This window comes from Bifidobacterium sp. UTBIF-78 (assembly GCF_006408945.1).
Taxonomy (GTDB): Bacteria; Actinomycetota; Actinomycetes; order Actinomycetales; family Bifidobacteriaceae; genus Bifidobacterium; species Bifidobacterium myosotis.
Genome location: NZ_JFAO01000064.1, coordinates 1 through 12,810 on the forward strand (window position 1 = coordinate 1; position 12,810 = coordinate 12,810).

The following is a 12,810-nucleotide window of genomic DNA, read 5'->3' on the forward strand; positions in this document are numbered from 1 at the left end:
GGATTATCGCACTGCCCGCGTCACCGGCGGGGCTATCGCCGGCAGCGCGTTCGTTGGTCACGGTGACCCAAGTGCGCACCATCGGAGCGGCATCATCGACCTCATAATGCACAGCGGCACCGATACCGTGCTCAGAATCATGCAACGTGACAATCAACGTATGCCGACCGCCGTCATGGCCCTCGCCATGGCCGCCGTATCGCAACGATTCACCGATCACGGTGTGCGTGAGCTTGTTGCAGGCGATATGGTGACCTGTGGCTGTGGTCATGATATCCACGATCGGGATGCGGCGAGCGAAAACAACCTCTGCCGTTCCCATACGCACGGATTGCATCGCCACGAAATCATCGTCCGCGTAATCGAAGGTGAGGGACACCTGACCGGCGTTCCAAGTAAAGGTCTGAGACATCATCGTGCTCCTGTTACTGGATGTACGTCATGCGCCGATATACGGCGTGTACCAATACGCACAGCGTATCCAGCTGCAGTTGCACGCGGCCACGCGACCGCCCTCTTAGGAAAACTTTCCTTCAGATGCCTCCACCTCGGCCATCCGCCGCCAACGTTCCGCTCACTACAAACTCGCCGCCTCTCGCGCACAATCCTAACAATCCAACTCGAATCGCTCAAGACCGTGCAAAATCGCCCAAGCTTTGGCTTTTACGACGTAGTTCGCCTATGCTGGAGCAGATAGATGGCATGGATGCCATCCTAACGAAGGGGATTAACGATGATTCGCAGTCACAAAATCTTACTGTGCAGTATTGCCGGATGCACGCATGAAGCCGAAGAGGCAGGACTGTGCACGACGCACTTCACTTCCGCGCTGGTGCACGGCACGTTGCAGTACGGTTTCGCCGGAGGCCGTCCGTCACACAGCTGACACCGCGCGCGTCATCCGTGTCAGTCGGCGTCAGTCTTGACGTTCGCGATGCTTCAGCGCGGCCTTGAGATCGCGATTCTGGAAGCGGTCATGCAGCAGGCAGTACCCGCCGAACACCGCCAGCCAGACCAGACCAGCGATGGCGGAACCGCGCGTATCGTCCGCGAGGAACAGCGTGCAGTATACGAAGACGAAGAACACGATCGCCACGGTGTTGAGCACCCGCCATGCGGGCATCACGAATCCATCGGCGATGAAGTCGGCGGAGCGGCGGTACTTGCGGTGCGCGATCATCGTGAGCACGTAGATGAAGATGATCACCGCGCTCGAGGCGGACGCGAACAGCACGAACGCGCTGGACATGCCCGGAATCGCGTTGATCGCCGGCGACAGCAGAATCAGCGCGGCCGAGACGAGAATCGCGCGGGCCGGCACGCGGCGGCTGGACACCACGCCGACTTTGCGGAAGGTGGGCGATTCGGACTCGGAGGCCAGCTGGTACAGGTGGCGTCCGGCGGAGTAGAGCAGCGAGTTCAACGCCGAGGACGCGGCCGTGATGACCACGAAGAACACCAACGCGGCGGCCCACTTGAGGCCCGCGTACTGGAACACCATGATGAACGGCGACGCGAAGGAGCCGTCCTTGTTCGGCTTGAACGTGCCCCACGGCACGATCACCATGATGGCCAGCAACGCACCCACGTAGAAGATGAGGACGCGCACGATGATTTCGTTGATGGCCTTCGGCAGCACCTTGCGTGGATTCTGTGTCTCGGAAACCGTGACGCCCACGAACTCGATCATCTCATAGGCGAAGAAGACCATCTGGAAGCTCATCAGGAAGCTCAGCCAGCCGTTCGGCGCAATCTGGAATCCGTTGGTGATGTTGTCGAGCCCCGCGTGGCCGGCCGGCGATATGCCGTCCTGACCGGTGATCTGCACGGCGTCGTAGTGGTAGCCGATCACCACCATGACCACGGCAGTGGCGATCATCGCACAGATCAGCGTGATCTTGATCATCGAGAACCAGAATTCCGCCTCGCCGAACGCCTTGACGGCAATGAGGTTGATGGTCACGAGCGCGGCCAGGAAGCACAGTTCGATCAGCCATTTCCAGTGAGAGAGGTCCATGCCGAACGTGTCGAAGAAGGTGATGAAGTAGGTGGAGACGGCGGTGATCTCGCTCATGCCGATGAGCACGAGCACGATCCAGTACGACCAGCCCGCGAACTTGCCCCAACCGTTGCCGAGGTAGCGGGTGATGAAGTTGATGAACGTGTGCTGGCTCGGGTCGCGGTACATCAGCTCGCCGATGGCGCGCATGAGCAGGAACATGATGATGCCCACGCCGATGTACACGAACACGATGCTCGGGCCGGTCAGGGCGATGGACTTGCCGGAGCCGAGGAACAGGCCGGTTCCGATGGTGCCTCCGATGGCGATGAACTGGACGTGTCGGTTGTTGAGGCCACGCGCCATCTCGTTGTTCTTGTCGAGGTTTTCGACCGATGCCAGGGTGCCGCCCTGACCGCTGTTCTGGCTATTGTTCATCAACTCACCTGCTCTTTCAATCAAGTTCAAACGATATCATCGTGACTTGGACCAAGACCACGGCGGTTCAACGAACAGGCGTGACAATATTGTAAACATCCAGCCAAATAGTTCAATTCCTGTCACCTAAATTGAACTTTCATGAAATCGGCGGCACCGCGATGAAGCGTCATCGAGCACAGCAAGCGCGCGTTATGTCTCGTATAGTATTCTGCGTCAGAAATTCGTTGATTATATGTTGGCTCCCCTTGCCAGGGGAGCTGGCCCGCGAAGCGGGACTGAGGGGTAGTGAATTAATCAACGAACTTACGGCGCAGTATACTAGCCGCCTTTCTCCCTGTCTCCCCTACTCCACCGACTTCAGCGAGCTGACCGGATCGATCCGGTCGAGCACCGGGTTGGTGAACAGCTGCACGAGCAGCGCGAACGCCAGCGTCACCACGGCTGCGATCACATAGCTCACCCAACGCACGCTCACCGCGAAGTACAGTCCGGGCATGTTCAACGCGGCGGTGAGCAGCCCGCCAATCCAGCGGCCGAGCGGCAGACCGACGGCAACACCCATCACCGTCAATATCAGCATCTCGCGATTCACGTAGGTGTGCACCTCACGATCAAAGAAGCCGAGCACCTTGAGCGTGGCCATCTCGCGCACGCGCTCCGACACGTTCGTGTTGGCCAGCGTGAACAGCACCACCAGAGCCAACGCGCCGGCGAGCGCCACGATCAGCGCCACCACCGCGCCCATCAGATCGAAGCTGAAGCCGCGGCGCATGTCCGCCGTGCTGACTACGTTGAGCACGCCCTGCTCTTTCGCGAGTTTGTCCGCATACGCGATCTGATCGTCGTCCGAACCGGTGTATCGCGCGAACAGAGCGTTCATCTCGACGCCGTTCGACGTGGTCATCGCACTGCCGTCAGCACTGCTTCCTCTGTTTTCGGCGGCCTCCCCGTCACCGCTTGACGAACCGGACGAGCTCGACGAACCGGACGAGTCGCCCCCGAACACGGACCGGTAATACGCGGACGTCATGTACACGTCCGAGCCAATGACCGACTCGCTGACGGCGAACACGCGAACGACCGCGCGGGCCGCCCCGTCACCGCCGCCGAGCGTGACCTTGTCGCCGGCCTTGATGCCGAGCGCGTTGGCTGCGGATCGTGCGACGATCACGCCGTCGCCCGTAAAACTGGGCACATCCGACTGCCGCCCCTCGTCCTTATCCGACAGTCCGATCGCCGTACCGTCGCGATACTGCCGCATAGTGCCGTTGGACACAAGTCTGAGCGACGCGACTGCACCGAGGTCCGTCGCCTCCGGCACGGTGATGAGCTGCACGGATTCGGATTCCTCGGCGGCATTCGCGATCTCACCGTTTTCGACGCGCGCCAGCGTCGTCGTATCGGCCGCATCGTCAACCTTCGCGCCGCCCAACACCCGCGAGCGCACGTCCGCGAGATCGTCATGATCGGTCACCACCATCAGGTTGTACCGGTAGATGTCCTGATATTGTGTGGCGGGCAGCGCGTCCACGGTGTCGTTGATCGCCAGGCCGCACACAATGAGCGCAGTGCAGCCTGCCACGCCGCCGATTGTCATGAACAGACGGCCTTTGAACCGGAACAGATTGCGGGCGGTGACCTTATTCAGGAATTTCATGCGCCGCCACAACGGTCCGATTCGCTCCAGGAACACGCGGGCGCCGGCTTTCGGCGACTTGGGGCGCATGAGCTCGGACGGCATCTGCCGCATTTCACCGCGGCATGCCACCACGGTCGCCGCGCATACGCCCACCACGAACAGCAGCACACCCGCCGAACCGTACGCCCAGTCGTACAGCATCGTGACACCGGGCACCACATACATGCCCTCCAGCACTACGAGCAGGAACGTCGGAATACCGAGGAATCCGGCCACATCGCCCAGTCCGCCGCCAATCAGGCATGCGAGGAGCGCGAACAGCACATACCTCATGGCGATGAGTACGTTGCCATAACCAAGTCCCATGTATGTGCCGATCAGGCCGCGATCCTCCTCCACCATGCGTGCCATCGTGGTCAGGCTCATAAGCACGGCCACGAGCAGGAACACCACGGGGAACGCGCGCCCCAACGATTCGATGGAGCTCAGGTCGGACTTGAGCGAGGAGAACGTGCCGGTGGACGAGCGCGTGTTCACATACCAGCGTGCCTGCGGAATGTCTGCCTCAATGGACGCCTCGCGTTTATCCAGTTCGGCGGTTGCATCCTTCTTCTGCCGGTCCAATTCGGTCTGGGCATCATCCAGCTGTTGCTTGGCTTGGGACAGCTCAGGGCTGCGCGCGGTTATGGCGTCGCGCTGGGATTGCAGGGCCGCCGCGGCCTCCGGATTGCTGCCGTCCTGAGCGCCCGCCGGAATTACACCGCCGGCCATCACAATCGCCGCGTCGAGCTGCTGGTTGAATTGGGAGCGCTGCTGGTCGATCTGCGACTGCGCGTCCGCGAATTTCCGGTTCGCCTCGGCGCGCGCCTCGGCAATCCGCTGCTTGGCATCGTCGATGAGCTGCTGTCGGCGGGCCTGCTCGCGCTGGGATTGCACGTTGTCTTCGATGCGGGTGCGCACCGCGCGCACCGTTTGGTCGTATTGGTCGGAGAACGTGTCGAGCGCCGCCGCACCGCTGATTTCCAGCGAGATTGCGGTATAGGTGTCGCCGGTCACGCCGTCCGACGGCAGGAAGAACGTGTAATCGGAGGTCGCCGAGCTGCGGAACGCGCCTTGGGAGTAGCCGTCCGGATTCTGCAGGTCCGTCGGGTCCAGCACGATGCCGGTGATGGTGAGGTCCGTCGGGAACGTGGGGGTTGCGCTTGGGGAATCGGTAGCGGATGTCGAATCATCACCGGATTGCTCTTCGGAAGAATCCTCGCTGGACGAATCCAGCGATACCGTGAGCTTGTCTCCAATCGTCAGGCCGCTGTCCTTGACGAACTTGCGGGTGACGGCCGTCTCGCCCGCGCGGGTCGGCAGCTCGCCTTCCTGCAGATACGGCTGGTTCATGCCGTCCACGCCGATTTCGCTGAGCGTGACCGATTTGTCGCTGCCGTCTATCGTGACGGTCGCCGTCGCGGACCGTTCCGGCTGGACCGCCGCAACGCCGTCGACCGCCTTGAGCGCGGCGACGTCGTCATCGGTCAGGCCCAGCGTCGAGACGACTTGGATGTCGGACAGACGCTGCGCGTCCAGGAACCGGTCAGCGCCGCGGAACATGTCTCGGCACCCGGCGTAGATACCGGTCAGTACGGCCACGCCCAGCATCGAGATGATGGCGATGGAGGCGAACCGTTTCCAGTTGCGCCGCCACATGCGCCACATATCCTTGGCGAACGCGCCGGAAATGCCGAAGCCTGCGCCGGAGCCGGAACCGGAACCGGAGTCCACGCGCCCGGCCTGCGTCGCACCATCGCTCACATCATGTTTCACAGGTTGTTCCACGGCTTCGGACCACGGGCCGGAACCACTCCGGCAAGCATGCCTGCCACGCACCATCACACTCACCACCTACCACTCGATGTCCGAAATCGGCGTGGGAGCGGGATTCGTCTCCTCACCCACCACCTTGCCCGAGCGGAACCGGATCACCTTGTGCGCCATCGGCGCGAGCGCGGAATTATGCGTGATGATCATCACCGTCATGCCTTGCGACCGGCAGATATCCTGCAGCAATTGCAGCACCTCCTTGCCGGTTTCGTAATCAAGCGCGCCGGTCGGCTCGTCGCACAGCAGCAGCTTGGGCTTCTTCGCAATCGCTCGGGCGATGGATACGCGCTGCTGTTCGCCACCGCTCAACTGCGCCGGGAAATTGTCAAGACGATTGCCAAGCCCCACCTTGCGCAGCGTTTCGGCCGGGTCGAAATGGTCCGGGCAAATCTGCGAGGCGAGCTCCACGTTCTCCAACGCGGTGAGGTTCGGCACGAGATTGTAGAACTGGAACACGAAGCCGATATCGCTGCGACGGTAGCCGATGAGTTTGCGACGGTTCAATCCGGTGATGTCGCGGCCGCCCACCACCACGCGCCCGGACGTGGCGGTGTCCATGCCGCCCAGAATGTTGAGCGCAGTGGTCTTGCCGGCGCCCGACTGGCCCAGAATCACCGTCAATTCGGCTTGGTCCGCCGTGAAATTCGCGCCGTCGAGCGCCCGGATCGCCGTGTCTCCCGACGGATATTCCTTGACCACATCGTCAAACTCGATATACGCCATCGCAATGCCCCTTGCCCCGAATAACCGCGCGGCCTCATGCGCATGGCCGCCACATCAACGACTGCTATACTCCAGTAAAACAACACTGTGTCGGTTCCACAACCAACAGTCGGATTGCAAAATGTCGGGTGAAGGGAGACCCATGGCCAAGGAACTCACCGAAAGCCGCCGCACACGGTACACACGGCAGGCCATGCAGGACGCGCTCATCGAACTGATGCGAGAGCGGCCGCTGGGCGCCATCACGGTCAAGGCCCTGTGTGAACGAGCAGACGTGAACCGCTCCACGTTCTACGCGCATTACTCCAGCATCGAGGAGTTGCTGCACGACATCGAGGACGAGACCATGGCCTGGGTCACCGCGGCGCTCGACCAACTGCTGCGGCAACCGAATCTGGCCGGTATCGAGCGCATCATCGAGCAGATATGCCGGTATATCGCCGACAACCGCAACCACCTGCAGGTACTGATGAGCCCCAAGGCCGACATCGGATTCCAACAACAACTGCTGGGGCTGATCTACAGCCGACGCGACGTAGCCGAGCGGATGCAATCCGGAGCACGGGACACAACCGAGTCGCAGATGCGCATGCGATTCGGGGTCTCCGGCAGCATCGGCCTGATCCAATACTGGCTCTCCACCGACTTGGCCGCCTCCCCCGAGTCCGTGGCGCGCATCATTCTCACCATGACCCAGCCGGAGATGGGCCTACCGAAGACGGGCCTACCGGAACCTTCCCAGCCGAAATAAATCAGGCAAGCATCTCCTCCGACTGCCCCACGTCACCAGTTCTTGCGAGTTCATCAGTAGCGCAACGGACTCCCCGGTCGAAGCGATAACATGCGGTGCTTGCGCGACTAGGCAAGGCCACGCACGCATAGGAACGCCGCGCCCCTTCATCAATCATCGGACTTGCGACACTGTATCTGCGGCATACGGCCTACAATGGCCAACATTGTGTGTCGCAGCAAGGCACTGCAGCGCGCAAGGTAATTACCAGACCTGAGAGAAGAGCATCATGAGCACTACAGATGCGCCCAAGAAGCCGCGCGAGACCGACGACGTACCGGTTCCCGCGACGTTGCGCAAGTCATTGAAGAACCGCCACATCCAGCTGATCGCGCTCGGCGGCGCCATCGGAACCGGCCTGTTCTACGGATCCAGCGAATCCATCGCCCTGGCCGGCCCGTCCATCCTGCTGGCCTACCTGATCGGCGGCCTCGCGATCTTCATGATCGTGCGCGCGCTGTCGGAGATGTCGGTCGAGGACCCGAAGGCCGGCGCATTCAGCTACTACGCCACCCGTTACTGGTCCAAGCGTGCCGGCTTCATCTCCGGCTGGAACTACTGGTTCAACTACATCCTGGTGTCCATGGTGGAGCTCGCCGTGGTGGGCTCATTCGTGAACTACTGGTTCCCCGCCATCCCCACATGGGTGTCGGCGGCCGTGTTCCTAGTGCTCATCACCGCCGCGAACCTGCTCGGCGTCTCCAAGTTCGGCGAGTTCGAGTTCTGGTTCGCCATCATCAAGATCGTGGCCGTGATAGCCATGATCATCGGCGGTCTCGCAGTCATCGTCTTCGCCCTGCCCACCGCCTCCGGCATCAAGGCGAGCTTCGCCAACTGGTTCACCGTGGGCGACGGCTTCTTCCCGCACGGTCTGATGACCCAGGCCAAGGACGGCTCCTGGACCGGCCTCTTGATGGCTCTGGTCGTCGTGATGTTCAGCTTCGGCGGCACCGAGCTCATCGGCATCACCGCCGGCGAAACCGAGGACCCGCGCACTACGATTCCGCGCGCCACCAATGACATCATCTGGCGTATCCTCGTGTTCTACATCGGCGCGCTCGGCGTGATCATGGCCGTGGTGCCGTGGAACACCATCGGCGGCGACGACACGCCCAGCCCGTTCGTGCAGATCTTCGACTCCGTGGGTATCCATGCGGCCGCCGGCATCCTCAACTTCGTGTGCCTGACCGCCGTGATGAGCGTCTACAACTCCGGCCTGTACGCCAACTCCCGCATGCTGTACTCGCTGGCCAAGCAGGGCAACGCGCCCGCCTACCTCGGCAAGCTGAACGCGCATGGCGTGCCGGTCGCCGGCGTGCTGACCTCCGCTGTGATCACCGCCATCGCCGTGGTGGTGGTGTTCGTATGGCCCGAGTTCGCGTTCAACTACCTCATGTCGATTGCGACCATCGCCGGCATCATCAACTGGACGATGATCATGTTCACCGAGATGAAGTTCCGCAAGGTGGTCGCAGCTGGCGACTCCCCCGAGGATTCCGCGCTTGCCGGCCTCTCCGGTCAGAAGGCGTTGGACGCGATTCATTTCAAGCTGCCGTTCGCGCGCGTCACGCCGTGGGTGGTACTGGCGTTCCTGGCGCTGGTGGTGGTGCTCATGTGCTTCTCCGCCAGCTACCGTGTGGCCGTCATCGCCGGTGTGATCTGGCTCGCCATCCTGTTCATCATGTATCAGGTGGCGCAGGCCCGTAAGTAGGCTGGCCGAGTCAGGGTTGTACCGGGCGGGCCATCTAGAGGCCTGTCTCACTAATATTGAGGGGTTCAGCTTCTACCTCTCCCCCAGGCGGCTTCGCATGCAGCCCGTCCTGCAATTAAGGACGCACTGCATGCGCGGCATGCTGGCTCGCCTGTCGGCTCGAACGTTGCCGTCAGAGGGGCCAGCACCACTCAAACAATTGCGAGACAGACCACTAGGGTCATTCCCGGTTGATTCCGGGCTGAAGACTGACGGCTGAAGACTGACGGCTGAAGACTGACCGCTTCCGAGCGATTCGCTCATTGATCGAGCTGCTTTCTGGGCATATGGGTGCCAGTTAGCAGCCCGATTTTACTGTTCTGGGCATATCCGTACCATGTAGAGGCCCATATCGGCCGCTTCGTGGTATGGATATGCCCAGAATCCGCTTTATAGTGCGGATAGACCCAGAATAATTGGTGGGCATATGCCCAGAACAGCAGGAGCCGAGGAATAGTTCCGGCTTACCAGAGACTGTATGTACGCGCCCCATCGAAGGCCACGTGTACGTACAGTCCATTTCAGACCTCTAGGGGACTGTAAGTACGCGGATGCCACGTTATTCCGCGTACGTACAGTCCCCTACGGTTTTCTACCGTCATTCACTGGCTTCCCGGCGCCAATCATTACGGCATTCGCAACCTGACCACCCCGAAATCCTCGCATATGCGCGCACGTTGAGCAGTCTGGGGAGTCCAGTGTCCCGTACCCTCCCCGCAAAGTCCCGACAGGGAAGCCAACAATGTAACCACCGAGCCGCAGGCGCAGGACACTAGAGGGCTGTCACTAATAACTGAGAGGGTCCAGCTTCTGTCTCTCCCCCAGTCAGCTTCGCTGCCAGTCCCTTCGTCAGAGGGGACCAACACCGATCTCAGACAATTGCGACACAGGACACTAACGGGCTGGTCACCGGGTGAGATACGGCTTGAACACACGCTCGGTGACGGGGATGTGCAGCATCAGCATCGTGCCGTAGCCGAGCACCACCAGCAGGAACAGGCCGCCCGGCATATAGAACCAGCTGGCGACCAGCAGCGCGACGAACACCGCATCCACAACCACCAGAGCCGTAGTCATGGCGATGTGCGAAATGCCGAAGATGAAGGCGTTCCTCAGGGTGCCGCCCACGCTGTTCTCAAAGCGCGACTGGAGCGCGAACACCCATTCGAAGCCGATAATCCATAGGATGCTCAACGCGAACTTGGGGATGAGCAACGGCGTGATCTGCAGCACGATCCACGAGTAGACCAGGCCGACGAGCACCACCAGGAACGGCAGCCACAGCAATGTAGCCTTGACGAAGTTCGATCGGAACGATCTGAAGTAATTGGCGGTGACGCTCTTGCCTTCACCTTCGATGGAACGACGGCAGGCATCGTGGCCGGCGGTCAGAGCCGCACCGATGGTGACGATGGGGATGGAAGTAATCAGCATCAGAATGTTGATCCATACGCCGTCGGTGAGGTTGCTCCATGCGCGCATGAACTTGGAATCAGGCGCCAGCCAGTTCATATGTCGCTCCTTGCTTTTACCACACTCCTCGCCCCTCTCTGAGGGAAGCTGTCACCGCAGATGACTGAGGGGAGTGGCGGTTGTAGCGTTACGTTACTCCCGCCACTCCCCTCAGTCGGCTACCGCCGACGGCTCCCCTCAGAGAGGGGAGCCGACAACTGGGCGATAAAGTTGGTATAAGTCGCGGTGGTGGCTCCCCTCGGAGAGGGGAACCGAATTCGTTTGGAGTCGTCAGCCCTTGACGGCTCCGCCTCCGGCCCAGCAATTAAGGACTCGCCTACGGCGAGGCTCAGTATTACCTTCGCTCGGCTACCGCCTCGCTCAGGCGGGCGCTATGGGGAGTCCACCGGACTCCCCATGTCAAGTCTGAGCCAAGCTCAGCCTTTGACCGCGCCCGCCATAACACCGCTGACGATGTACTTCTGGCAGACCAGGTAGAAGATGATGATGGGGATGATGGCGAGGACCAGGCAGGCCATCATGGCGCCCATATCCACCGAGCCGTAGCCGCCCTTGAGGTACTGCACGGCCACGGAGATGGTCTTGTACTTGCCCAAATCGAGCGTCAGGTACGGCAGCAGGTAGTCGTTCCAGATCCACATGGCCTCGAGGATCGCCACGGACACGATGGACGGCTTCATGATCGGCACCACGATCTGGAAGAAGATGCGCGGCACGGACGCGCCATCGATCATGGCAGCCTCCTCAAGCTCGGACGGGATGCCCTTGATCACACCGGTGAAGATGAACACGGCCAAGCCGGCGCCGAAGCCGAGATACACGATCCACAGACCCCACGGGGTGTTGAGCTTCAGCATGTCGGCGATCTTGGAGAGGGTGAACATCACCATCTGGAACGGCACGATCATGTTGAACAGGAACAGGGTGTACAGCAGCTTCGCCGCCCAGTTGTTCACGCGCACAATCCACCACGCGCACATCGAGGTGCACAGCAGGATGAGCACCACGGAACCCACGGTGATGAGCACCGTCCAACCGAAGGACGCGAAGAACTGCGTGGTTTCCACACCGCGCACGTAGTTGTCGAGTCCAACGAACGTCTTGCCGGTGGGCAGGCTGAAGGCGTTCTTGGAGATGTAAGCCTTCTGCTTGAAGGAGTTGATGAGTACCAGGACGATCGGGAAGATCCACAGCAGGGAGATCACGGTGAAGAGCGCGGTCCACAGTGCGCCATGCTTCACAGGCTTGTTCTCGTTCATCAGGCTGCCACCTCCTTGCTCGTGGTGAGCTTGTTCTGAATCAATGCGATGACCGCGACCAGGATGAAGAACAGCACGGCCTTCGCCTGGCCGACGCCCTCCCAGCCCATGCGGCCGTAGAAGGTGCGGGTGATGTTCAGCGCCAGGCCCTCGGACATGTTGCTCGGCGCGCCGTTGGTCAGGGCGAGGTTCTGGTCGTAGAGCTTGAAGCCGTTGGTCACGGTCAGGAAGGAGCACACGGTGATGGACGGCATCATGAGCGGGATGATGATGCGGAACATGGTCTGGGTGCCGTTGGCGCCGTCCACGGCGGCCGCCTCGAGCACGTCGGACGGCAGCGCCTGCAGGCCGGCGATGTAGATGATCATCATGTATCCGATCTGCTGCCAGCACACCAGTACGACCAAGCCCCAGAATCCGTACGTGGCCTTGTAGGTCAGGGCGCGACCCCAGTGGGCCAGAATGCCGTTGAGGAGGAGCAGCCAGATGTAGCCCAGGATGATGCCGCCGATAAGGTTCGGCATGAAGAACACCGAACGGAACAGCGTGGAGCCCTTGATCGCCTTCGTCAGCATGTAGGCGATGAAGAAGGCCACCACGTTGATCACGATGGTGGTGACGATGGTGAACGCCGTGGAGAACCCAAGCGCGTGCAGGAACTCCTTGTCCTTCAGTGCCTTGCCGTAGTTTTTCAGGCCCACGAACTCACCGTCGGTCACGGTGGTGAACTCGCAGAAGCTCAGGTAGACGCCCATGATGAAGGGCACCAGGAATCCGATGATGAACGCGGCGAACGTAGGCAGTGCGAACAGTGCCCACCACCTGCGTATCGCCTTACCAGCCATGCTGATCATGACTATTTTC

Annotated in this window: 8 protein-coding genes and 1 pseudogene; 2 read left to right on the forward strand and 7 right to left on the reverse strand. The window is 61.1% G+C overall.

Annotated features, from left to right (window positions below; genetic code table 11):
* From BG22_RS10285 to BG22_RS10300, 4 genes and pseudogenes are all read right to left on the reverse strand, one after another.
* Nucleotides 1-415, reverse strand: a pseudogene (locus BG22_RS10285) (hypothetical protein); the annotation flags it as partial.
* A gap of 501 nt (nucleotides 416-916) precedes the next feature.
* Nucleotides 917-2,437, reverse strand: a complete 1,521-nt coding sequence (locus BG22_RS10290; RefSeq protein WP_140495327.1) for an amino acid permease — start codon at nucleotides 2,435-2,437, stop codon at nucleotides 917-919.
* A gap of 346 nt (nucleotides 2,438-2,783) precedes the next feature.
* Nucleotides 2,784-5,960 (reverse strand): FtsX-like permease family protein, encoded by a 3,177-nt coding sequence (locus BG22_RS10295; protein ID WP_140495329.1) that lies wholly within the window; start codon nucleotides 5,958-5,960, stop codon nucleotides 2,784-2,786.
* Between the two features lie 12 nt (nucleotides 5,961-5,972).
* Nucleotides 5,973-6,674, reverse strand: a complete 702-nt coding sequence (locus BG22_RS10300) for an ABC transporter ATP-binding protein (protein WP_140495331.1) — start codon at nucleotides 6,672-6,674, stop codon at nucleotides 5,973-5,975.
* Nucleotides 6,675-6,816: 142 nt separating this feature from the next.
* Here BG22_RS10300 and BG22_RS10305 point away from each other — a divergent pair, with 142 nt between their 5' ends.
* Together BG22_RS10305 and BG22_RS10310 are read left to right on the forward strand one after the other, a co-directional pair.
* On the forward strand, nucleotides 6,817-7,425 hold the full coding sequence (locus tag BG22_RS10305) for a TetR/AcrR family transcriptional regulator (RefSeq protein ID WP_140495333.1): 609 nt from the start codon (nucleotides 6,817-6,819) through the stop codon (nucleotides 7,423-7,425).
* 268 nt (nucleotides 7,426-7,693) lie between these two features.
* Complete coding sequence (locus BG22_RS10310) at nucleotides 7,694-9,175, forward strand: amino acid permease (protein ID WP_140495335.1); 1,482 nt, start codon at nucleotides 7,694-7,696, stop codon at nucleotides 9,173-9,175.
* Nucleotides 9,176-10,120: 945 nt separating this feature from the next.
* Here BG22_RS10310 and BG22_RS10315 read toward each other — a convergent pair.
* The 3 genes from BG22_RS10315 to BG22_RS10325 form a co-directional block, all read right to left on the reverse strand.
* On the reverse strand, nucleotides 10,121-10,726 hold the full coding sequence (locus BG22_RS10315; RefSeq protein ID WP_140495336.1) for a YesL family protein: 606 nt from the start codon (nucleotides 10,724-10,726) through the stop codon (nucleotides 10,121-10,123).
* 377 nt (nucleotides 10,727-11,103) lie between these two features.
* Nucleotides 11,104-11,946 (reverse strand): carbohydrate ABC transporter permease, encoded by an 843-nt coding sequence (locus BG22_RS10320; RefSeq protein WP_140495338.1) that lies wholly within the window; start codon nucleotides 11,944-11,946, stop codon nucleotides 11,104-11,106.
* The gene (locus BG22_RS10325) at nucleotides 11,946-12,800 is read right to left on the reverse strand and encodes a carbohydrate ABC transporter permease (protein ID WP_140495340.1); all 855 of its coding nucleotides are present in this window, start codon (nucleotides 12,798-12,800) and stop codon (nucleotides 11,946-11,948) included. Before BG22_RS10325 ends, BG22_RS10320 begins: the two co-directional genes overlap by 1 nt.
* Nucleotides 12,801-12,810 lie beyond the last annotated feature (10 nt).